Genomic DNA, 22,434 nt, shown 5'->3' with positions numbered 1-22,434 from the left:
GGCTACGCCGTGCCGGAGAGCTCGGCGGGGCCGTCCGCTCGGCGAGCAGCGATGTTTGGCCGCCAGCCCTTCTCGACGTCGAGCACCGGCAACAGCGCGATCATGATGATCCCGGTCACGACGCTGAGGCCGAGGAACAGGTAGGAGATCATGTGCTGCACCCTGGGCGACTGACCAGCGCGACGAAGATCCCGGTAACCATGATCGTCGACACCTGAACGAAGACCGACAGCCGGGCCACGCTGTTCCATATTCCGGGTGGACAACGGCACCATGAGCCCGTTGCGGGTCTTGCCCTGGGCGCTTCGGGTCCGGTCGATCAGGTAACCGAGCCCGAGATCGGTCAGCACACCGCACCCGGGTGTCGAGGACCGGATTGTGTAGCCTTCGCCTCCCGGCGTGCGTCACCGGTGCGGGAAGGGACGACATCGAGGCGCTCACCCTCGCCCGCCACGCAGCAGCGACCACAGCCCGTGCAATGTCCGGCCGTTCGCGCTGTCGACCAAGAACTGGGCGAGCTGCGGCGACATCACACCGTCGCTCATCCGGACCATCGCACGCATGGGCAATCCAGCCGCGGAGTACATGAGCATCTTGAACTGGACATCGGTGTAGTCGATGGGACGGCCGCACCGCTTGGCGACAGTGCGTTCGATGAACCTGTGCATGACGCGGCACGCCAGGCTGGAGTCCTTCATATCCGAAATCGAGCTGTCCAGGTCGAAAGCCCCCCGCCGAGCGGGCGACACCAGCGGGAACGGTTCGTGGACCGTACCGAAATCAGCCACGGTTGGTGTCCCCTGCGGTCGGTGATACCACTCGGCCACCTGCGATCTCCGCGGTTCGGCACCCTCGACGTGCACGACTTCGACCAGCCGCAGATCGCGGGAGCCGGCGGCGACCCGCAGCTCGTACCGGCCCGACTCGACAACCCAGTCCTGCGCCGCGGGATCGAAGTGCGCGAAAGCACGCCGATCGAGCTCGAGGGTGACCTTCCGTGTCCCACCGGTGGGAATACGCACCTTCGCGAAGGCGCGCAGCTCCTGCAACGGCCGGTGCACTCCGCCGGTCCGGGGCGCCACATACAGCTGAACCACCTCGGCGCCGTCGCGGTCTCCGGTGTTGGTGACCGCCACGGTCACCTCGAAGCCATCGCCGCTCGCGGCGACGACCAGGTCGGAGTAGCGGAAGCTGGTGTAGGACAGACCGAAGCCGAACGGATATCGGACCGCGCTCCCGGCGGAGTCGAAATACCGGTAGCCGCAGTACATGCTCTCGAGGTATGGCGTCTGCTCCGGGGCAGTGCCGAAGTACCCGCTGCTGACGACGTCCTCGTAGCGGTAGGGGTAGCTCTCGGAGAGTTTGCCCGAGGGGTTGGCCGCGCCGAAGAGCAGATCGGCCGCGGCCGGCCCGCCCGCCTGCCCGGCCAGGTGCATGTGCAGCACGGCTGCGCAGTTGTCCTCCCACGCCATCTCCACGGCACTGCCGCCGGCGAGCACGACCACAATTCGCTCGCGCAGGTGCCCGAGCGCGTCCAGCAGGGCGACCTGGTTGGCGGGCAGCCGCATGTGGTCGCGGTCGAAGCCTTCGCTTTCGTAGATCTCGGTGAGCCCGACGCAGACGATCGTGACCTCGGCGGCCTCGGCCACCCGGACCGCCTCGACCAGCAGGGCATCGTCACCCTCGTCGCTCTTGCGATAGCCGGGCGCGAAGCTCACCTCGGCGTACTCGGCCACACCCTCGCGCAGCCCGCGAACGCGCGTCGGGTTGACCCGAGACGAGCCGGCACCCTGGTAGCGGGGCTGATCGGCAAGCAAACCGACGAGGGCCACCTTTCCGCCGGGGGCGAGCGGCAGCCGCTGATCGTCGTTCTTCAGCAGGACCGCGCATTCGGCGGCGACCCGGCGGGCGAGCGCATCGTGACCTTCGTAGAGATCCGCCGGACTCGCGGGGCGAGCTCGCGGCACTCGGCGGGCCAGTTCTCGCATGCGCTCAACCGACTCGTCGATCACCCGCTCATCCAATCTGCCCGCGGTGACCGCGGCACGGACCTCGGCATCGGAGGCGCCGCCGTTGCCGGGCATCTCCAGGTCCACCCCTGCGTAGTAGGCTGCGGGCCGGTCGTTCATCGCCCCCCAGTCGGTGACGACGACTCCGCGGAACCCCCAGCGTTCGCGCAAGGTTTCGGTGATCAGCTGACGGTTCTCGCTGCAGTAGACACCCTCCACACGGTTGTAGGCGCTCATGACGGTAGTCGGGTCGCCCTCCTTGACCGCGATCTCGAACGCGGGCAGGTAGTACTCGTGCAAGGCACGGTCGTCGACCCGGACATCGGTGGTCATCCGGCGCAGTTCCTGATTGTTGAGCGCGAAGTGCTTGAGCGAGGAGCCGACCCCGGTTGCCTGGATCCCGCGGATCCAGGACGCCGCGAGCTTGCCCGACAGCAGCGGATCCTCACTGAAGTACTCGAAGTTTCTGCCGCACAGCGGGTTGCGCTTCATGTTGACACCGGGCCCGAGCACTACGTCGACGCCCTGATCGTTCGACTCGTGGCCGATGGCTTCGCCGACCGCGCGGACGAGCTCGACGTCCCAGGAGGATGCGAGCGCACTCGCGGTCGGGAAGCAGGTCGCGGGGCTGCTGCGCCCGATCCCGAGATGGTCGCCCGCCAACCCTTGGTCACGCAAGCCGTGCGGGCCGTCGGTGAGCACCAGGGATCGGATGCCGGGTACATCGTGTGTGGTCCAGAACGAGGCTCCGGTCCCGACGGCGATCTTCTGATCGAGCGTCAGCGATGTCGTCTCGGCCCGGTTCGCGCTGACGTCCACACCCAACTCCTTCGTTTCCATACTATCTCGTGCTAGTTCACGGTAGCAGCGCCCCGGCCTTCTGTTCGAAGGCCCATTGGTCGACGCCGGAGCGGCGGACGAGGTGGCGGCCCTGTGGGTCGAGGACGGCGTCTACGACGTCGACAGCGGATACCTGGCCGGGCACGGCGAACTTGCGGCCATGGTCGGCTCGGACCAGCACCAGGCATTCATCGCCCGAGGTTGCGGGCATTTCCTCACTCCCGCCCACATCACGGTCGAGCACGATCACGCGATCGCGGCGGGTCATTCGCTACTGGTCCTCCGCGAGCGCGACGCGTTTCTCATCCACCGCGTCACCGCGCACCACTGGCCGCTGACCCGCACCCCCGATGGATGGCGAGTACGACGCAGAACGAGCCGGATTCTCGACGGCGACGTCTTCGCGCATCGCCTGCTCGCGGCCGGCGTCCGCGGCGAGCAGCCGCACCGCCCGGCCGGTGCCGACGACCGGGCCGCTCGGACCGCCGCTGCGGGACGCCCCGGACGAGCGTCATGATCTCAGCCGACGCGCTGCCGCTCGACCAGGTCCCGCGGGGGCCCGTCACGATACCGGTGCGGGGCGCGGGATTCGTGGATCGACTTCAACGACCACATGAACGCCATGTACTACGGCATCGTCGTCTACCAGGGCCAGGAGCGCTTCAGCACGCTCATCGGCCTGGCGCGGACTACACCGCACGGACGGGACGAGGAAAGGTCATCATCCAGTCGACCCTCGGTTACGAGCACGAGGTGCTCCGGGGCTCCGAAATCGAGATCCGCTCGTGGCTGCTCGGCGTCGACGACAGACGCTTCCATGTCCTGCACGAGGTCTTCAGCGTGACCGACGGCCGACGGGCAGCCGTGGGTGAACAGCTGGACCTGCACTTCGACCTCGGCACGCGGCGGACCGTTCCGATGCCCGCGGTGCAGCGGGAGTACCTGACCCGATTCTCCCGCGCCCAGATCGCCGGCGGGCTTCCCCAGGGGATCGGCCGTCGGGTTCGCGGTCCCGAGACGCAGGTCTTCGACGAATGACTCGGCGCGCCGTGGCCACCCGCCCTGCCGGTGGCGCCTCCCGGCGCTGTGGAGTCGCGGTGCCAGGTTCGAAAGGGGGCGGGTGCACGAACAGAGACGGGGCGAGTACGGCTCGCGTCAGCTCGCACAGTCGTCGCGTGCGGGCAGGCCGGCGAAACGCTCGGCCAGGTACTGCACGGCACCGGCATGGTCCAGCTGGTAGCTCGAAATGTGCTCGGTTATCGAGCGATGTACCAGCACCTGCGCGCCGGTTGCGCACCACGCCTCGACCACGGCGTCGGCCTGTGCGAGCGGCACCACCTCGTCGAATGCGGCGTGGTAGTCATAGACCGGCATCGGGGGCGCGGTACGGCCGAGCACGTTCGCGGCCAGTACCGCGGCCGGGCCGGGCTCCGCGATCGGATCGGGAACCACCGAGTGCTCGGCGAGCCTGCGGAAGGCGTAGCCGGGGACGATGTCCGCGCAACCCGCCCGCATGGCGTCGAGGACTCGCCTGCCCTCGTCGTTCAGCAACTCGGCGATGCCCGCCTCCGGGTACTCCGCGGACATACCGGCCAGCGCGGCGAACATCAGCCCGCTGAAGGCGGTGCCGTCCAGCTGCCTGGCCACCGCGGCCGGATCAGCGGGTAGCCCGCCGAAGGCGGCGCCGGTGAACGTCAGTTCCGGCGCGTACGAGGACTGCGACTCGGCGGCCCAGGCCGACGGCTGGGCGCCGCCGGAGTAGCCGTCGAGCGCCAGCGGGCTGTCCGGTCCGATACCGGCCTCCGCGAAGGCACGGACCGCGCGAATCCCGTCGAGCACCAAGCGTCCGCCGGCGATGCCGGCCATGAAGGCGGCGCGGGGACCCTCGTGATCGGGCACCGCGACCGCCCAGTTGTGGCCGAGCAGCGGCCGCGGATCACCCGCGGACGCGGCCATGCCCACCGACGGCGCACACTGCGGCGCGGCGGAATCATAGGCGAGCTGCTGCGAGACCAGGGGGCGGGCGCCGGGGCCGGTCCACTCCGCATCCGGAACGAGCAGCGTGGTGACGCCCAGCACCGGACGATCGTGGGAGTCGCTACTGCGAAACGAGATCTGCCAGGCCCGGACACCGGACAACGCGACCCCGTCGAGCCGCGCGGTGACCGGCCGTGCCGCCACGATCCGCCCCGGGGGCAGCGCGCCCAGCTCCGGGGGCGGGCTCCGGAAAGCGTCCTGATCGAAGGCGGGGTAAACCGGATCGAGCGGCGCGGCCACAGCCGCGGGGGCACAGAGAGCGATCCCGCAGGCAGCGACGGCGGCTACGGCGAACCCGCGCAGCCGGGTGAGTTCGGCGGCGCTGTGCAGGTGTCGCATTCATCAATCCTTCGTCCGATCCGGCTATCACCCGAGAGAGTACTGGATCATACGATATAAACAAGCGATCCACTCAGTGCATGGCCGCCGCGTGCTCCAGCACTCGCCCCCGGCGGATGCCGAGCGCGAGCACGGCGCCGAGCAGCGAAATTCCGACCCCGACCCACATGGTGGTGCCCATTCCGTGAACGAAAGTGACCTCGGTGGCCGTGCGCAGCGCATCGTTCACCTGCTGTGGCGCGTCAGCCAGCACCGGGGCGACGCCCTGTGCGACCGCCGAAGCCGCCTGCCCGGAGACCGATTCCGCGGCCGGGCCGGGCACCTCGGCCTCGGACATGGCGGTGCCGAACCGCCCCGCCACCACCGCCGCCATCACGGCACCGAGCACCGAGGTGCCCAGAATGCCGCCGATCTGCAGCGCGGTCTGGTGGGTGCCCGCGGCGGCCCCGGCATCGGCGGACTCGGCATTGCCGAGTACCGCTTGCACCGACGCCGTCATGACCAGCCCGAGCCCGAGCCCGAGCGCGATGAAGGGCAGTGCCAGCGTCAGGTAGCCGCTGTGCACGGGCAGGTCGGTGAACAGCGCGAAACCCACCGCGCTGAGCAGCATTCCGGCCACCAGCGGCAGCCGCGGACCGCGGTGGCGCAGAATCCAGCCACTGGCGCTGGAAGCGGCTACGTTGGCGATGCTCAGCGGCAGCAGGTGCAGCCCGGCCCGCAGCGGGGAATCCCCGTTGATCTGCTGCAGATACAACAACACGAAGAACAGCGAGCCGACGAGTGCGAAGAAGGAGATGACGGTGAGAACGATGCCGATCGCAATCGACGGATCGGCGAACAGCCGGATCGGGATGACGGGATCGGCGGCCCGATTCTCGACCACCACGAACAGCACCGCGGCGGCGAGGCCGACGACGAACAGCGTCAGCACCAGCGTGTTCGTCCAGCCCACCTCGGGCGCCCGGATCACGCCGTAGGTGCTGGCGAGCAGCCCGATACCGAGCAGGGCCGCGCCCGCGAGATCGAACCGGGCCGGGACGGGGCGGCTGTGCCGGGGCAGCACCAGCACGCCGATGACGAGCGAGACCACCACGACCGGGACGTTGATCAGGAAGGCCGAGCGCCAGCTCGCCTGTTCGATCAGCAGGCCGCCGATCAGCGGACCCGCTGCCGAGGAGGCACCGATCAGCGAGGCGAACAGCGAGAGCGCCTTCGGCAGTGCCTCGCGGGTGAACAGTACGCGCAGCAACGCGAGTGCGTTGGTGACGATCAGCGCGCCGAAGATGCCCTGGCCGAGCCGGCCCGCGATGACCACGGCAACTACCGGGGCACAGGCGATCACCGCCGAGGAGACACCGAATCCGGCCACCCCGGTGAGAAATACGGTCCGGCGCCCGAATCGGTCGCCGAGTTTTCCTGCCAGCACCAGGGTGGCGGCCATCGCCAGCAGATAGATGGTGGTGATCCACTGCAGATCCGACAGGGTCGCGCCGAGTTCGCGGGCCAGCACCGGGTTGGCGACGGCGGTGATCGTGCCGTCGAGCGAGACGATCAGTACGCCGAGCGCGATCGCGGTCATAGCGCCCCAGGGGCTGGTGGCACGACCGGGTTCCGAGCCCGAGGGCGTGTCGCGATCCGTGCGGTCACGGGTGAAGATCACTGTCGATGCTCCTCGCTGTTGCCGACAACCGGACGGGGTGTGGCGAAGTGCCGGAGATTTCGGGGCGCTGCTGGGCGTAGCCCCGCAGTCGGGCCCGGGTGTAGAGCTGGCCGGCCCGATAGGAGGATCGCACCAGCGGGCCGGCCATGACTCCCGCGAACCCGAGGTCGGTTGCGAACGCCGCGTGTTCGGCGAACTCCTCGGGGGTGACCCAGCGCTCGACGGGGTGATGTCGAGACGAAGGTCGCAGGTATTGGGTGACGGTCAGGATGTCGCAGCCCGCGTCGTGCAGCTCCGACATCGTCGTGCGCACCTCGTCCTCGGTCTCACCGAGGCCGAGGATCAGATTCGACTTGGTGACCAGGCCGGCTTCCCGTGCGGCGGTGAGCACCCGCAGCGACCGCTCGTAGCGGAATCCGGGCCGGATCCGCCGGAACAGCCGGGGCACCGTCTCCAGGTTGTGCGCCAGCACCTCGGGGCGGGCGGCGAAGACCTCGGCCAGCAGTTCGGGCTCGGCGTGGAAGTCCGGGATCAGGTTCTCCACGCCGGTGCCCGGGTTGAGCCGGTGGATCTCGCGCACCGTCTCGGCGTAGAGCCAGGCGCCCTGGTCGGGCAGGTCGTCGCGGGCGACGCCGGTGATGGTGGCGTAGCGCAGCCCCATCGAGCGCACCGATTCCGCCACCCGCAGCGGCTCACCGGGGTCGAGGGGTTCCGGCTTGCCGGTGGCGATCTGGCAGAAGTCGCAGCGGCGCGTGCACTGCTCGCCGCCGACCAGGAAGGTGGCCTCGCGCGCCTCCCAGCACTCGAAGATGTTCGGGCAGCGCGCTTCCTGGCACACGGTGTGCAGATCCCGGCCGCGCACCAGGGCGGCGAGCTCGGAGTAGGCGGGGCCGTTCCTGGCGCGCGTCTTGATCCAGGCGGGCTTGGTCTCGATCGGGGTCGCGGCATTGCGGACCTCGAGCCGCAGCAGTTTGCGGCCCGCCGGCCTGGTCACTGCCCGGCTCCGAGCACCTCGGCGTGCCTGCGCAGCTCGTGGGTCGCCAGCACCATACGGTGCACCTCGTCGGCGCCGTCGATGAAGCGCATGGTCCGCGCCTGGGTCCAGAGCATGGCCAGTGGGTGGTCCTGGGTCATCCCGCCCGCGCCGTGCACCTGGATCGCCTTGTCGATCACCCAGCTCACCGCGTCCGGCGCGGCGACCTTGATGGCGGAGATCTCGGTGCGGGCCGCGCGGGCGCCGACGGTATCGATCAGCCAGGCGGTGCGCAGCACGAAGAGCCGCAGCTGGTCGATCTTGACCCTGGACTCGGCGATCCAGTGCTGGATGATGCCCTGCTCGGCCAGTGACTTGCCGAAGGCGGTGCGTTCGGCAGCACGGCGGCACATGAGTTCGACGGCGCGTTCGGCCATGCCGATCATGCGCATGCAATGGTGGATGCGGCCGGGCCCGAGCCTGGCCTGGGCCAGTGCCTGGCCACGGCCGCGCTCGCCGAGCAGGTTGGCCTTCGGCACCCGCACGCCGTCGAATCGGATCTCGGCGTGTCCGCCGTGCGAGCCGTGCGTGAAGCCGAAGATCGACAGGCCACGCTCGATGTGCACACCCGGGGTCTCGCGCGGCACCAGCACGATGCTGTGCCGCGACCGGGCCGGCTGATCCGGATCCGAGACACCGAGCACCACGAGCAGTTCGCAGGCACTGCTGAGCGCACCGGTGGACCACCACTTGCGGCCGTCGATGCGCCAGCTGTCGCCGTCATCGGTGATCGTGGTGGTCAGGTTAGCCGGGTCGGAGGAGGAGGTGCCCGGTTCGGTCATGCAGTACGCGGAGCGGATATCGCCCTCCAGCAGCGGCTCCAGCCACTGCCGCTGCTGCTCCTCGGTGCCGAAGAGACCGAGCAGCTCCATGTTCCCGGTGTCGGGCGGGTTGCAGTTGAAGGCCTCCGGCGCGATCTCCGGGCTCCACCCGGTGAGCTCGGCGATCGGCGCGTACTGCAGATTCGTCAACGCGGCCCCGCGCGGGTCGTGCGCGAGGAACAGGTTCCACAGCCCGCGCGCCTTGGCTTCGCGCCGCAGCTCGGCCATGATGGCGGGGCGCTCCCACTGCGTGGCGCCGGCGGTGGGGTCGTCGTGGAAGTACTTCTCGGCCGGGAAGACGTGCTCGCCCAGGAACTCCGACACCCGGTCGCAATATGTCCGGGTCGTGGAGTCGATCTCGAAATCCATATTCGGTCCTGTTCGATGTGGCGGTCAGGTGAGAGTGGTGCAGCCGCGCCGGGCCAGCGGCTCGACCATGCTGCCGATCGCGTCGAATCCGGCGCCGACCGTCTCGCCGCGCAGGTGCCTGACGTGAATGCCTTCGAGAATGACGGCCATCTTGTAGAAGGCGAACGCGGAGTACCAGCGCAGCTGGGCCGTCGAGGCCCCGGTGGCCGCGGCATAGCGGTCGACGAGTTCGTCCAGTTCCGGATAGCCGGGGTGCGTCGACGGGGTGCCCGCGATCGGGTTGTCGATGCCCTCCCAGCCGGACCAGAACAGCGCGACCAGGCCGAGGTCGGTCAGCGGATCGCCGAGCGTGGACATCTCCCAGTCCAGCACGCCCGCGATCGCGGGCCGCTGCTCGAGGGTGACGATCATGTTGTCGAAGCGGAAGTCACCGTGCACGATCGCGGCGCGGGAGTCCCCGGGCACCTGCGCGGCGAGGCGCAGCCCCAGATCCTCCAGCTCCGGCAGCTCGCGCGACTTCGATGCCGCCAGCTGCCTCGACCACCGGCGTACCTGCCGATCGAGAAATCCCGCTGGACGGCCGAATTCGCCGAGGCCGAGCGCGGCCGGGTCACAGTTGTGCAGGGCGGCGAGGCAGTCGATGTAGGCGTGTGCCAGCTCCCGGCGCTGTCCCGGATCGACCGAGGCGAAATCGGCATCGGTGCGCAGTACCGTGCCCTCGATCTTGTCCATCACGTAGTAGCTGCCGCCGGCGTGGTCGGCGTCGGCGTCGGCGAAGACGATGCGCGGCACCGGCACCGGGCCGGCCGCCAATCCGCGCTGCACCGCGACCTCGCGAGACATGTCGTGCGCGGTGTCGAGCCGGTGGCCGAGCGGGGGACGGCGCAGAATCCACCGCCGCACCGGGCTGCTGAGCTCGAAGGTCAGGTTCGAGCGCCCGCCCGCGAGCAGCCGGACCTCGAGTTCCTGGGTCGGCTCCAGCTCCCCCAGCTGTTCGAGAGCGGAACGAACAGCGGATATGTCGAGCGGCTGGGTGCCGGTTGTGGCCTTCAGCGATGTCATCGGGTCCTCGGGGGCGCTTGGCGGGCGGGGATGATGCCACCGCCATCGGGCAGGTCGTTGCGGATCAGGATCTTCACGTGCTCGATCGCGTTCCCGGCGCCGGGCCGCAGGGCGGCGAAGACATCGGCGGCGGCATCGAGACCGGCGTAGCCGGTCACCATCAGCGCCGGATCGAAGCGGCGTCGCACGAGATGCTCGAACACGCGCTCGAGCGCGGTGTAGCTGCTCTCGGTGCGTCCGGGGCCACCCACGAACTCCAGGGATGTGTTGCGCAGGATCCCGGCGACCGGACGAATGGTCTCCGGTCGCATGGCCGAGCCGACGACCATGACGCGCGTGTACTTCGGCGCGGTCGAGAGCAGGTCACCGAGGATGCCGGGGGCGCCGGAGGCCTCGTAGACGAAGGTCTCGGCTCCGCCGTGGTGGTACCGCAGCACCTCGACCGCACTGTCCGCCGTCGGATCGACGGCGACGTGCGCGCCGTAGGCCAGCGCGAGTTCACGGCGCACCGCCGACGGGTCGGAGGCGACGATGCTGCGGATCCCGCGCTGCTTCAGCTCGATGATCGCGCCGAGCCCGACCGGGCCGCAGCCGGTGACCAGCGCCGTCGCCGTATCCCGCGCCCCCGAGCGCAGCACCGCGTTGACGCCGGTGGCCAGCGGTTCGGTGACGGCGGCGGTGATCGGGTCGACCCCGGCCGGGATCTTCAGGTGACCCCCGGATTGGATCACCGTTCGCTCGGCCAGCGCGCCCGGTGAACTGTCGGTGTAGCCGACCGTGTGCGTGCTGCCATCCGCGGTCCGAATCCAGGGCAGGGCCACCAGCAGCTCACCGGGGCGATAGCCGGTGACTCCGGCGCCGAGCTCCACTACCCGGGCGGTGAATTCGTGGCCGAGCACCAGATCACGATCCGGGTCGAACACCTCCTCCGGCGCGTCGGCCTCGCGGTGCGCGACCAGGAAGTCGTCGGTGTGCTGCCACGCCGACAGATCGCTGCCGCACACCCCCGCCGCCAGCGGGGCCACCAGTAGCTGTCCCGGCCCCGCGACCGGCTCGGGCACCTCCGCGGCCACGATGTCGCCCCCGCGAAGCACCGCTGCTCTCATCGCATCAACCTTTCTGTCTCCCGCGCGCCGCGGTCAGTTCCCGGCGGGCCAGGTCTCGAGGGTCCGCTGCACGTCGGCCAGGGCACGCAGTGCCTGTGCGCCGTCGAAGGCGCGGTGATCGAAGGTCAGCCCGAGCCGGGCGACGGGGCGGATCGCCAGCAGCTCCGAGGAGCCGTCCGCGCTGCGCCGGGCCACCGGTGTGCGGACGATGGCGGGCAACCCGAGCGAGGCGACCTGTGGCCTGGTGAGGATCGGCGTCGAGATCACGCCGCCGACGCTGCCGGAGTTGCTGATGGTGATGGTGCCGCCGGCGAGATCTTCCGGCCGGGCCGTGCCGCTCGCGGTGGCGTCGCCGATCCGGGTGATCGCCTCGGCCAGTTCCTCCAGCTCCAGTGCGCCGGCGTCGTGCACGACCGGGACGACCAGGCCGTCCGGGGTGTCGACGGCGATCGCGAGGTTGATCGGCTGCCACTGCAGCAGGTGGGTGTCGGTGAAGGTCGCGTTCACCACCGGGTGCGCGGCCACCGTGCGGCAGAGGGCCACCGCCACGAAGGGCAGGAAGCTCAGCGTGCGCTGCCCCGCGGCCACCCGGCGCCGGTTGATCTTCGCCCGCGCCACCGAGACGGCGGTGAAGTCGACATCGAGCTGTGCGGTGAGCTGCGGTGCGTTATTCCAGGATTCGCTCAGATTCCTGGCGATCGCGCGGCGCAACCTGGTGTGCTCGATCGCCGCGCAGCCGACGTTCTCATAGCCGGCCGGCCGCACCGGCTCCCCGGCCCGCGGACGCGCCGTCACCTCCGCGCGGGATTCCGGCGCCGGCGACGCGCCCTGCGGCACCCGGCGGGCACCTGCCGGCGGGCGGTTCACGTGCGTGATCCAGGAGGCCGCCAGCACCAGCGAGTCGTTCGGCGGCCGCGACTCGATGCGGTCGGGCGGTTGCGGGACAGCGGCCCGCTGCACGACCGAGGGGACCGGCGAGCCGGCCGGCGCCTGCCCGGCGGCAAGCGTGCCCGGCGTGAACGCGGTGCCGCCGGGGGCGGCGGGCGCGCTGATCAGCGCTTCGGCCGCACCTGTCGCGGTACCGGAAGCGAGCTCCGGCTCCGGAGCACCGGAGATGGCGTGCGCGACCGCCTCCGGCGCGGTCCCTGCCGGGGCGAAGCGCGCGATGACCTCACCGACCGGCACTTCCTGGTCGACCTCCGCGACGTATTCGATCAGGATTCCGGCGGCCGGCGATTCCACCTCGGTGTCGACCTTGTCGGTCGAGACCTCGCACAGGGCATCGCCTTCGGCGACGGTCTCCCCCGGCTTGATCAGCCATTCGGTCAGGAGCGCGAATTCCACGGAGCCCATGTGCGGCATGCGGACATCGGTCAACTCGAGCATGAGGTTCCTCAGGGGTAGTGAAGGTCAGTCGCGGACCAGGTGGCGAGCGGTCTCTACGATGTCGGAGACGCTCGGGAAGCAGTGGTCCTCAAGGAAGCGGCTGGCGGGAATCGGGGCGTCGACCGACCCGAGCCGGGCGACCGGCGCCTGCAGCCAGTAGAAGCAGCGCTCCTGGATCAGGGCGGCGATCTCCGCGCCCGGCCCCGCGGTGCGCGGCGCCTCGTGCACGATCATCGCCCGCCCGGTCTTGGTCACCGAGGCGATGATGGCTTCGCGGTCCAGCGGCACCAGGGTCTGCAGGTCGACGATCTCCAGGTCGATACCCTCGGCGGCGAGCGTGGTCGCGGCCTCCAGCGCACGCGGGACCATGCAGCCGTAGCTGATCACGGTGAGCGTCGTCCCCTCCCGCGCGAGGGTGGCCGTGCCAAGGGGCAGCAGGTACTCGGGGTCGGTGGAGACCTCTCCGCGCTTGAAGTTCAGCTGCTTGCTCGGGTAGTAGAGCACCGGGTTGGGGTCGCGGATCGCGGCCTTGAGCAGCGCCTTGGCATTCGCCGGGCTGGACGGCACCACGGCCTTGAGGCCGGGGAAGTGCATGGGCAGCATCTCCATCGAGCCGGAGTGCTCCGGCCCGGCGCCGCCGCTGGGGCCGATCGGCATGATGATCACGGCGGGCAGCTCGAACTGGCCACCGTGCATGTGCCGCCACTTGCCCAGCTTCTGAAAGATCTCGTCGCCCGCGATCAGGCTGAAGTCGGCGAAGCCGAGTTGCACGATCGGCCGCATCCCGGTCATGGCCGCGCCCGCGGCGGCGCCGACCATGAACGCCTCGGTGATGCCGGTGTTGCGGATCCGGGACAGCCCGAACTCCTCGACCAGGCCGCGGGTGCCGCCGAAGAACCCGCCGGAGGCGATGTCCTGGCCCATCAGGAACACCGAGGGGTCGCGGCGCATCTCCTCCGCGATCGCCGCGCCCTGTGCGGCTTCGTAGCTCAGCACGGTGGTGCCGGACCGGATGGCTGTCGTCATGCGAACACGTCCTCGAGAATCACGGAGGGAGCGGGCAGCGGTGCGGCCTCGGCCTCCTGAAGAGCTTGCGCCACTTCAGCTTTCGCGGCATCGATGACGCGCCGCGCGATGCCGGGATCGATCCGCTCGCGGATGACCTCCAGCGGGTCGGTGTAGTCGGCGAGGAAGTCGGCCGGGCGGTACTTCTGCGCATCGCCCTCCCAGTGCCCGCCCACCCGGGTGACGACCGCTTCCACCAAAGACGGCCCCTGCCCGGCGCGGGCGCGGTCGATCGCGGTCTTGACCGCGTGGTAGACCTCGACGGCGTCGTGGCCGTCGACCCGGATGCCGGGGATGCCGTAGGCGGAGGCACGCTCGGCGATGGTCTTGGTCGGGCTCACCGATTCGAAGGTGGTGGAGACCGAGATTCCGTTGTTCTCGCAGAAGTACACCAGCGGCAGCCGCCAGCGCGCCGCTTCGAGCAGGCTCTCGTGGAAGGTGCCGCGTGCCGCGGTGCCGTCACCGAAATCGGCGAGCGCCACCTGTCCGCTGCCGCGCAGCTGCGCCGAGAGGGCGGCGCCCGCGGCCACCGGATACACCGAGCCGAGCGTGGCACCCTCACCCATGATGCCCAGTGCCGGATCGGCCCAGTGCGGCACCCCGGCGCCCTTGCCCCCGGTCGAGCCGGTGGCCTTGCCGAGCAGATCGCCGAGGATCGGCGCCAGCCCCATGCCCTTCGCCAGTGGCCAGGCGGCCCCGCGCCCCTGGTAGAAGAGGTAGTCGCCGTCGGCCATGGCCGCGACCGCGCCTGCCACCGCCCCCTCCTGGCCCTTGCCCGGGTGCCAGAATCCGGCGAATCCGTGGTCGCGAATGTGCACCGCGACCGCGTCCTCGATGGCGCGTGCCCGGGCGATCACAGTGAACATCCGCAGCAGCAGCTCGGGGCTCACCGCCGCGGTGGCGGTGGAGCCGCCGGCCTCATTTGCGCTGTGTGGTGATGCCATCGCGGCCTCCTTGCATCCTCGGGAGGGGGCCCGATCCGGCACTCCCTGTTGTGTCAGCAGTCACAACACACCTTAAGTGGATCGATCGATCCAATCAAGTGCTCCCATCAGATTGGTCGGTCACCAGCACTGCTTTCGCAGGTGGATCCACGCCATGAGCTGCTCGGCGCCGCGCGTGTGGATCACGCGATACGATCAGGGCCGACCATCGCGAAAGGGAGAGACGTGCCCCGAACCGGACCCCGCGACGGCGCGGCGACACGCCGGGCTCTTGTTGCGGCCGCCACCAAGCTCTTCGCCGCGGAAGGGGTCGAGAAGGTCTCGATCCGCGCGATCAATGCCGAAGCTGGCCTCGGTGCCGCGTCCGCGCACTACCACTTCGGCTCCAAGGACGCGATCCTCAATGCGGTCCTGGTCGACGCGGGCGCTGACGTTCTCGCCCACATCCATCGTCTGACCGTGGCAGCGGTCGCCTCCCCCGACGTCCCGGACGCCCGCCGGATCATCGACCTGCTGGCCGAGCCGTACCGCCGATTCCTGCGCGACGAGCCGGACAAGGCCGTGCGCTGGCTCAATATCTGCGGGCAGCTGAGCCTGGCCAACGACCCCCGCCTCTTTCCGATCGAGGACGGCACCGCCGCCCTGCTCTCCACACTGCTGGCCCGCGCCTACCCGGCCATCGACGCCGACAGCCTCGAGCTGAACTGGTCGCTCACGGTCAACACGCTGATCGTGATGGCCGCGCGCTGGTCGGACGCCAGCGGCGGACGCTCGCACGTGCTTTCCAACGAGAAGTTCGACAAGTTGACCGATTTCGTTGCCGGCGGGCTCGAAGCGCTGATGCGCGGTTCGCGCGCGCTCGCCTGACGCCGATCCATATCGGCCGAGCATCACTCGCCCCGGCAGCCCCGCCGCAGAGCGGCACCCCCGCGCGCCACCGATGCCGGCACCGACCGAATCGGCACAGGTCAGCGTTCACGTCACAGTGCTGACCTCGTGCGTTCCCCGGTAGAGACCCGCCGCCCGAAAAAGTGGATCACTTGACATCATCACTTGATCCACTTTACTGTGCTTCGCATCACACAGCGGGCCTTACGCCTGTCGCGTCCGTGTCCCCACGCCTCGCGCTCCTCGTTCCCCGAGAGATCCAGGAATCTTCATGACCACTACCCCGACCGACGGCACCGCTCCCCCGGAGCCGGGTGACCTCACCGACGGCACCACCGCGGTGAAGCCCCGGTCCACCGCAGGCTGGCTCGGCGTCCTGCTCATCCTGGTATTGCTCTCGGAAGAGGTCGCCTACGCGTTCAACCTGGTCACCCCGGCGCTGCCGAGCATGGCGGCACGGTTCCAGACCCCTGACGTCGCCTGGGTCTCCACGCTGTTCATGCTCACCGGTGCGATCAGCGCGCCGCTGGTCGGCAAGCTCGCCGATCGCGACGGCAAGAAGAAGTGGCTGCTGATCACGACCGGCTGCATGGCGCTCGGCTCACTGATCGTGGCGCTGGCCCCCACCTTCCCCATCGTGCTGGCCGGACGCGCGATCGAGGGCCTCGGGCTCGCCATCGTGCCGATCGTCTACTCGCTGATGCGCGACATCTTCCCGGCCAAGCTGCTCGCACTCGCGGTGAGCCTGTCCACCGCCGGCATCGGGGTCACCACCATCACCGGCCCGATCTTCGCCGGAATCCTGATCGACAATTTCGGCTACCGCGGGGTGTTCTTCGCACTGGCGATCTTCCCCGTGCTCGTCGGGGCGCTGGTCGTGCTCGGAGTGCCGGAGTCGCCGGTGCGGGTGCGCACCCCGATCGACTGGACCGGCGGCGCGCTGCTCGGCGCCACCATCGCGATCCTGCTCTTCGGCATCGGCGAGGGCGGCAACTGGGGCTGGACCTCGTGGCCGACCCTGCTGTGCGCGGCCGCCGCGCTGACGGTCTTCGCACTCTGGCTGGAGCACACCCGGCGCGCGAACCACCCGCTCATCGATGTTTCGGTGCTCCGCGGCCGCCCGGTGCTGACCACGATGGTGGCGCAGTTCTCGGCGCAGGCGGTGATCGCGCTGCAATTCGTGCTGCTGTCGTTCATCGTGCAGACCCCGGTCGCGCTGGGGCTGACCTACGGCCTCGGCGAGACCGCCGGGTTCATGGCCCGGATCACCACACCCGCCGGGATCGCGTCGGTGCTCATGGGCTTCCTCGTGGGCTACCTCGCCGAGCGGCGCGGGGCCCGGCTGCCCGGCATCGCCGGATTCGTGCTGGCGATCGCCGGTTCGCTGCTGCTGGCCTTCTCGCACGCCGAGTTCGGCCCGATCCTGATCGGCTACCTCGTCTACGCCTTCGGCGGCGGGCTGATCAGCGCCGCCATCCCGAACCTCGTCATCGCGGCGACCCCGGTCCGGCTGCAGGCCGTCACCGCGAGCACCGTCAATGTGGTCGGCTCGCTCGGCAGCGCGATCGCCGTGCAGGCCGGCTTCGCGATCCTCGGACTGCACATCGCGGCCGTTGTCGACGGCGCGCCGATCTACGGCGACATCGGTTTCACCACCGTCTACCTCGCCACCGCCGCGCTGGGCGCCGCCGGCTTCGCCGCCGCACTGCTCATGCCACACGGTCGCGCCCCGCAGTCCAGCGCCGCCCTGAATCCCTGACCCGAACCAATTGCCTTCCCAGCAACACTATCGAGAACGGAACGAGCCGTGAGAATTCGCCAGTACCTCGGAGCCGCCGCCATGAGCATCGCCGCGGTCACCATCGCCACCGGCAGCGCGCACGCCGCACCCCCCGCCGCCACCGACGACACCACCATCACCGCCGAGGTGCTGCCCGGCGTCGGCTACACCGCCGACATCGTCGACAACTCGGTGGTCCTCTCGACCGACGCGGGCTCGCTGACCATCGTCGACGGGCGGTTCCAGATCCTGGACCAGCAGGGGAACCTGCTCGCCGGGCTGCCGCTGACCTACCGCAGGGACAACGCCGACTACCCGATCGTGGCCGAGGTGGCGGGCCGCACGATCACGCTGACCCCGGTCACCGACCCCGCGGCGGCGACACCGGCGATTGATGTCGACCACAGCGCGGCGGTTCCGCAGGCCGACGCGGTGGCCCGGATCGTCGCAGGCTACAGCACCCCGCAGGAACGCGAATCCGCGGCGCTGGGCAGGCTGGTCCAGCAGGTATCGGTGGCATCGATCGTCGGGGCGATGCTCGGCACCATCATCGGCGGCGGCATCGGCTGCGTCGGCGGCATCATCGTCGGGGGCGCGGCCACCGCGCCGGTGGCATGGCTACTGGGTGCGGGCCCGATCGCGGGCTGCATCGGCGGAGCGTTCCTGCTGGCGCCGATCGGCGCACTCGCGGGCACCATCGCGGTGGGCGGCCCCATCCTCGGCGTCGCCGTGTTCCAGTACTTCGAAGCGGTCGGCACGCCGCTCGCCCCCGCGCCCGGCGCGTAACCCCTTCCGGCGTCCGGCTCACCGCCGGACGCCGGAAGACTCGGGACCGGCCCTGGAAACGGCGCCCGCGGCGATCTGCGACGCGCGCGCTATCGATCCGGTGGCGTGTCGCAGCGCCGCCTCGATGGTGCCGCGGCGGAGCGGCACGAACGTTCATCTCCCGGTCGTCGGCTGATCGCCGGCCTCTTCGCGCTTTGCGGGCAGGGCCGTGACAGGACCGACGAGTACCACCGAGGGTATGAGGACGATCGCCCGGACGCCGCCGTGATCCGATTCGACGAGCTTCACCGAGATTCCGTGCCGTGCCGCAAGCCGGGAGATCACGTAGAGGCCGAGGCGAGAGTCCGACACGAGAGCGGCGACGTCGAATGCCTCCGGCGAGGCCAACACCGAGTTCGCCTGCGCCAGTTGCTTCGGCGTCATCCCCAGTCCGCGATCGTCGACTTCCACGACGACGCCGCGCCCCACCTCGTTGGCTTTGATCTCCACCGAGGACTGTGGTGGCGAGAAGGAGGTCGCGTTGTCGACGAGTTCAGCGAGCAGGTGCATCACGTCGGCGACGGCGGCACCGACCACGTTGATCGCCGGCAGGCGCGAAACCTGGACGCGGTCGTAGTCCTGGGTTTCGGCGACTGCCGAGCGTACGACATCGAGCAGTGAGATGGGACTTCGCCAGCGCCGACCGACCTCCCCGCCGCCGAGAATGACGAGATTCTCGGCATTGCGTCGCTCCCGGGTGACCAGGTGGTCGAGCCGGAACAGGGTAGCGAGGAAGTCCGCGTTCTCCTCCCGTCTCTCGGCGTTGTCGAGTATTTCGAGCTGGCGATGAACCACGACCTGACTGCGGCGCGCGATGTTGAGAAACACCGCCTCGACTCCTTCACGGGCGTGCACTTCGGAGACCGCGGCACCGATCGCTGTCCTGGCAGCATGATCGAAGGCCGTTGCCACGCCCCCGATTTCGTCGGTTCCGAAATCGAGCGGAGGGATCGCCGAGGCAACATCGACGCGATTGCCCGCGGCGAGATCGCTCATGAGCTCGGGGAGATGGCGGTCGGCCAGGTCCATGCTCTGCCGGCGCAGCCGCCGCAAACGACTGATGGTCTGATTGGCGAGGAGCAACGATACGACGATGGCGAACACCGATATCCCCGCGACTGCCGCCGCGAGGAGCTGAGAGTTACGCATAGCGGCTGTCGAGTTCACTTCTGCCAGGTGCTGTGCGCGGTAATTTTCGTCGATCCAGAGCTCGAGCAACCGATTGCTCACCTCTTCGGCCGCCTGTTGGTGCTCTGCCACCGACCATTGCGGCGCCGGGCGCGGGTCACGGGTAGATCCTGCGATCACTTCCGATTGCCGGGCCGCCTGGAAGCCGATCTGCTCCTCCATCTGCCCCAGCCGCACCCACGCCGCGCTTCCCACCAGCTCCTCGATACGCCGCCGCTGGTCGTCGTTCGCATTCAGGCGCAGACTCTCCACTTCGGTGCGGTAGAACCCTTCCTGATAAGCGAACTCCCGCAGCGAGATCTCGGTCTTCCCGTCGCCGGTCTGCAGGGCGAAGGCCAGCGCATTGCTGCGCGACAATCCCTCGATCGCGAAAAGCAGACGCACACAGCCCGCGATCTGGATGCCGGCCTTGGGATCGGGACTCGACGTCTGTGCGGTCCGCCCGGTATCGGCGATGGTCTCCATCAGCCCGCTGTAGAAGTCGTAGGCTTCGCCGACACCTACTCCGCGCGTATCGGTTCCGGCACGCATCAGTGGCAACTTGGTTGCGAGATTGTCGAATCCCACCATGCCCTGTCCCATCTGAGCATCCATCGTCCGCAGCTCCGATGTCTCCGCGACCAGGGCGAGCAGCGCCGCGTCCACCGAGGATCTCGCCGCGGTCAGCGAATCCGACACATCGCTGTTGCCCGCGAGGAAAGCGACCGAGAACAGCCGCTCCTCCTGCAGGGCCGGAACGAGGACCTTCGTCTGCGGAAGCGCTCTGAGCACCTCCCCGGACCATTGCTGCGCCCGGCGACTGTCCGCGATCGAGCTCGCCGCGGCGGACCCACCCACCCCGATCACCGCCAGGCTGGGCACCAGCGCGATCGCCAGCAAACTCGCTCGGACGCCGAGCCTCTTAGTCCACACGCGCGTCAAGGTAGGGATGAATACGTGCTCGGTGGAGGCGGCGTTCCGCTGAGCGGACAGCGAGTTGATCCCATTTTCTCTTCGCTTCGCTGACCACACACAGCAAGGCCGAGTGCGTAGTCGAGCCGGGCGTGGGTATCGACCCGACGGACGGGCGCTCCACTCGCGGTGTCGAGCCTCGCCACCCTTCGGTGAACTCCGGGGACCGATAGCCGACTTCACTACCACGAGCAAGCTAGGCTACGGGGCGAAGGAGGCCACCGTGACCGACACTCGAATCATCTGCAATCCGCTCGACCTCGGATACCGCTATCAGGACCTGAGGTTCTTGGGCATCTCCCGCTCCGTGGGCCGGGAGGCCGCCGACCCCTCGGTCGTCGCCTACCAGAATCGCTTTTTCATGTTCGCGTCGATGTCGGCCGGATTCTGGCATTCCGCTGACCTGGTGCAGTGGTCGTTCTGTGCGTCATCCACCCTGCCCGCCTACGAGTACGCGCCCGACGCACGAGTAGTTGATGGAGCGATCGTTGTCTGCGCCTCGCGGCGTACCGGCCGCAGCGCCTTCTATCGCAGCACGGACCCGCTCGGCGCGGGATTCGCCAAGGCCGCACCCGGCACCTTTCCGTTCTGGGATCCCAACCTGTTCCAAGATCACGACGATCGGCTCTATCTGTACTGGGGTTGCTCGAATCGAACGCCGATCCACGGCGTCGAACTGGACCGCGACAGCTTCGCCCCGGTGGGGTCCCGCCAGGCGGTGGTCGCCGCGGCCGCCGACGAGCGTGGCTGGGAGCGCACCGGCGAAGATCACGACCCTACCCGGAAGACGTCGACGGTGCTCTCCCGAATTCTCGGTGACGCACCGTTCATCGAGGGCGCCTGGATGACAGAACACGCGGGCACCTATTACCTGCAGTACTCGGCACCTGCGACCGAATCGAACACCTACGGCGACGGCTACTTCGTGTCCGACCACCCCCTCGGACCCTTCACCTATGCCCTGGACAGCCCCTACTCGCACAAACCGGGCGGTTTCATCACCGGAGCCGGACACGGCAGCCTGTTCCGCGACAGGTACGGCAACTGGTGGCATGCGGCCACGATGCGGGTGTCGGTCAACTTCACCTTCGAACGACGTCTCGGGATCTTCCCGGCCGGCTTCGACGAGGACGGCGTGCTGTTCTGCAATCAGCGCTTCGGCGACTACCCCATGACGGTTCCCGCCCAGCGGGCCGATCCTTGGACCGACACCTTTCCCGGCTGGATGTTGCTGTCCTATCGCAAGCCGGTGACGGCGTCGTCCTCGGCCGCCGGCCACGGCCCCGACTCGGCACTGAACGAGGACATCCGCACCTGGTGGGCCGCGGCGGGTTGTGCGGCCGGAGAGTGGATCGAGGTCGACCTCGGAGGGGTCGCCGACGTCCACGCCGTCCAAGTCAATCTCGCGGATCACGAGGTAGCGGCGTACAAGTCGCCGCCGCGGCTCAGCGAGCTCGCAGTGGCGGCCGGCGCGGTGCGCGCGATCGAAACACGACGCCTCGTCACCGAGTACATCGTCGAAGCCTCCGCTACCGGCGAGGACTGGACGGTCGTTCTGGACACCCGAGATGCCGGGGCGGATCGTCCCCACGGATTCACCGCACTCGACAGGCCCGGCCGCTATCGCTATATCCGTTTCACCAGCTCCGCGACGCCCTATGGCGCACCGGTGGCGGTGAGCGGGCTGCGGGTGTTCGGACGCGGCCGCGGTGACATCCCGGCAGTGGCGCTGGCCGAAGCGAAGCGAACCGGCCCTCTCAACGCGAGAATCACCTGGTCGAAGTCGGACACCGCCGATGGCTACCTCGTCAAGTACGGGCGGCACCCCGACAAGCTCTATCACAGCTGGACCGTGCACGACCGATGCGATCTCGATCTGTCCACCCTGAACGCCGGAGCCGACTACTGGGTCGCGGTGGACGCTTTCAACGCCTGCGGCATCGCCGAGGGCGAGACGATCGCCGTCCGCTGACGCCCGGGCGTCACGCAGGATCGATCTTCGCTTGCCAGGGCGCTGAGCTGCGTACGCCTGCGGAAGTGCTCATTCGAAGAATCAGCACTTCCGCACGATGGAATCCTGTTCCGCGGGAGCATGACCGCGGAGGCGGTCCCGCCGCCACATCCCGGTGCA

At 69.3% G+C, this 22,434-nt stretch carries 18 protein-coding genes; 6 read left to right on the top strand and 12 right to left on the bottom strand.

What is annotated here, in order from left to right; all coding sequences use genetic code 11:
* Positions 1–2: 2 nt before the first annotated feature.
* Together AB0H71_RS02135 and AB0H71_RS02130 are read right to left on the bottom strand one after the other, a co-directional pair.
* Positions 3–350 (bottom strand): hypothetical protein, encoded by a 348-nt coding sequence (locus AB0H71_RS02135; RefSeq protein ID WP_357013958.1) that lies wholly within the window; start codon positions 348–350, stop codon positions 3–5.
* Between the two features lie 87 nt (positions 351–437).
* On the bottom strand, positions 438–2,828 hold the full coding sequence (locus AB0H71_RS02130; protein WP_357013955.1) for a glycoside hydrolase family 3 C-terminal domain-containing protein: 2,391 nt from the start codon (positions 2,826–2,828) through the stop codon (positions 438–440).
* Between the two features lie 103 nt (positions 2,829–2,931).
* Here AB0H71_RS02130 and AB0H71_RS02125 point away from each other — a divergent pair, with 103 nt between their 5' ends.
* Complete coding sequence (locus AB0H71_RS02125) at positions 2,932–3,366, top strand: nuclear transport factor 2 family protein (RefSeq protein ID WP_357013952.1); 435 nt, start codon at positions 2,932–2,934, stop codon at positions 3,364–3,366.
* A complete protein-coding gene (locus AB0H71_RS02120) occupies positions 3,363–3,887 on the top strand; it encodes a thioesterase family protein (protein WP_357013950.1) in 525 nt (174 codons plus the stop codon). The genes AB0H71_RS02125 and AB0H71_RS02120 overlap by 4 nt, the downstream gene beginning before the upstream one ends.
* A 117-nt stretch (positions 3,888–4,004) precedes the next feature.
* Here the strand turns inward: AB0H71_RS02120 and AB0H71_RS02115 are convergent, their stop codons facing one another.
* The 9 genes from AB0H71_RS02115 to AB0H71_RS02075 all read right to left on the bottom strand — a co-directional run bounded on the left by AB0H71_RS02115 (position 4,005) and on the right by AB0H71_RS02075 (position 14,671).
* Positions 4,005–5,225, bottom strand: a complete 1,221-nt coding sequence (locus tag AB0H71_RS02115) for a lipase family protein (protein WP_357013947.1) — start codon at positions 5,223–5,225, stop codon at positions 4,005–4,007.
* A gap of 73 nt (positions 5,226–5,298) precedes the next feature.
* Positions 5,299–6,804 carry a DHA2 family efflux MFS transporter permease subunit gene (locus AB0H71_RS02110; protein WP_357013944.1) on the bottom strand — a complete coding sequence of 502 codons (1,506 nt, stop codon included), beginning with the start codon at positions 6,802–6,804 and terminating at the stop codon, positions 5,299–5,301.
* Positions 6,805–6,868: 64 nt separating this feature from the next.
* Complete coding sequence (lipA, locus tag AB0H71_RS02105) at positions 6,869–7,879, bottom strand: lipoyl synthase (protein WP_357013941.1); 1,011 nt, start codon at positions 7,877–7,879, stop codon at positions 6,869–6,871.
* A complete protein-coding gene (locus tag AB0H71_RS02100) occupies positions 7,876–9,108 on the bottom strand; it encodes an acyl-CoA dehydrogenase family protein (protein ID WP_357013938.1) in 1,233 nt (410 codons plus the stop codon). Before AB0H71_RS02100 ends, lipA begins: the two co-directional genes overlap by 4 nt.
* Positions 9,109–9,132: 24 nt before the next feature.
* Positions 9,133–10,170, bottom strand: coding sequence for a phosphotransferase family protein (locus AB0H71_RS02095; protein ID WP_357013935.1), 1,038 nt, complete (start codon positions 10,168–10,170; stop codon positions 9,133–9,135).
* A complete protein-coding gene (locus tag AB0H71_RS02090; RefSeq protein WP_357013933.1) occupies positions 10,167–11,276 on the bottom strand; it encodes a zinc-binding dehydrogenase in 1,110 nt (369 codons plus the stop codon). Before AB0H71_RS02090 ends, AB0H71_RS02095 begins: the two co-directional genes overlap by 4 nt.
* A 33-nt stretch (positions 11,277–11,309) precedes the next feature.
* Positions 11,310–12,662: a dihydrolipoamide acetyltransferase family protein gene (locus AB0H71_RS02085; protein WP_357013930.1), complete on the bottom strand. Its 1,353-nt coding sequence runs from the start codon at positions 12,660–12,662 to the stop codon at positions 11,310–11,312.
* 24 nt (positions 12,663–12,686) lie between these two features.
* Complete coding sequence (locus AB0H71_RS02080) at positions 12,687–13,688, bottom strand: transketolase C-terminal domain-containing protein (protein ID WP_357013927.1); 1,002 nt, start codon at positions 13,686–13,688, stop codon at positions 12,687–12,689.
* Entirely contained in the window at positions 13,685–14,671 is a 987-nt protein-coding gene (locus tag AB0H71_RS02075; protein ID WP_357013926.1) for a thiamine pyrophosphate-dependent dehydrogenase E1 component subunit alpha, read from the bottom strand. Before AB0H71_RS02075 ends, AB0H71_RS02080 begins: the two co-directional genes overlap by 4 nt.
* Before the next feature lie 225 nt (positions 14,672–14,896).
* Here AB0H71_RS02075 and AB0H71_RS02070 point away from each other — a divergent pair, with 225 nt between their 5' ends.
* The 3 genes from AB0H71_RS02070 (at position 14,897) to AB0H71_RS02060 (ending at position 18,125) form a co-directional block, all read left to right on the top strand.
* Positions 14,897–15,538, top strand: a complete 642-nt coding sequence (locus tag AB0H71_RS02070) for a TetR/AcrR family transcriptional regulator (protein WP_357013923.1) — start codon at positions 14,897–14,899, stop codon at positions 15,536–15,538.
* A 292-nt stretch (positions 15,539–15,830) separates the two neighbouring features.
* Positions 15,831–17,318, top strand: coding sequence for an MFS transporter (locus AB0H71_RS02065; protein WP_357013920.1), 1,488 nt, complete (start codon positions 15,831–15,833; stop codon positions 17,316–17,318).
* Positions 17,319–17,366: 48 nt separating this feature from the next.
* On the top strand, positions 17,367–18,125 hold the full coding sequence (locus tag AB0H71_RS02060; RefSeq protein WP_357013917.1) for a hypothetical protein: 759 nt from the start codon (positions 17,367–17,369) through the stop codon (positions 18,123–18,125).
* A 153-nt stretch (positions 18,126–18,278) separates the two neighbouring features.
* Here the strand turns inward: AB0H71_RS02060 and AB0H71_RS02055 are convergent, their stop codons facing one another.
* Entirely contained in the window at positions 18,279–20,231 is a 1,953-nt protein-coding gene (locus tag AB0H71_RS02055) for a nitrate- and nitrite sensing domain-containing protein (protein ID WP_357013914.1), read from the bottom strand.
* 295 nt (positions 20,232–20,526) lie between these two features.
* Here AB0H71_RS02055 and AB0H71_RS02050 point away from each other — a divergent pair, with 295 nt between their 5' ends.
* Entirely contained in the window at positions 20,527–22,275 is a 1,749-nt protein-coding gene (locus tag AB0H71_RS02050) for a family 43 glycosylhydrolase (protein ID WP_357013911.1), read from the top strand.
* The last annotated feature ends 159 nt before the right edge of the window (positions 22,276–22,434 follow it).

The sequence above is a fragment of the Nocardia sp. NPDC050697 genome (assembly GCF_040654395.1).
Taxonomy (GTDB): domain Bacteria; phylum Actinomycetota; class Actinomycetes; order Mycobacteriales; family Mycobacteriaceae; genus Nocardia.
The sequence above is the reverse complement of the archived record's forward strand: the minus strand, read 5'-3'. Positions and strand labels throughout refer to the sequence as shown.